Source organism: Streptococcus mitis, assembly GCF_001074635.1.
Lineage (GTDB): Bacteria > Bacillota > Bacilli > Lactobacillales > Streptococcaceae > Streptococcus > Streptococcus mitis_E.
In genome coordinates, this window is the sequence record NZ_JUQO01000073.1 from 1 (window position 1) to 478 (window position 478).

The 478-nt window shown below is 38.3% G+C and carries 1 protein-coding gene; it reads right to left on the reverse strand.

What is annotated here, in order from left to right; genetic code table 11:
* Positions 1-478 (reverse strand): Ig-like domain-containing protein (locus ADI58_RS02990; protein ID WP_204373716.1); only part of this gene is annotated, 478 nt, incomplete at both ends.

Genomic DNA, 478 nt, shown 5'->3' on the forward strand with positions numbered 1-478 from the left:
GAAGCTTGGTGTTCCTGATTGTGGTGCACCTTGGATTCCTTCTGAACCTGCATTTGTTCCTACTGGTCTTACTTCAGTCACTGTAGGTGTATAAGTAGTTTTTGCTACTTTACCATTCACATCTTCAGCTTGAACACTTACTCCTGAAGCTTTTCCATGGAAGGTTGGTAATGGTGTAAATGTAATCACGCCATTATTTAATTCATATGTTCCTTCGTTTGGAACTGTTACACTTGTAACTTTTGCTCCATCGGCGTTCACTAATGTTAATGTACTTGGAACTAAAGCTACTTTGTCATTTCCTTTATCGAAGTTTACAGTTGTATTATCTGCTTCATCTTTTTCATCTAGAACAACACGTGATGTTTGTGGTAATCCTTGGAATCCTGTAGTTTCTGATGGTTTAGATGTAGGATTTACTTCTGTAAATGTTGGTGTGTAAGTTGCTGTTGCTGGTGTTCCATTCGCATCTTTCACT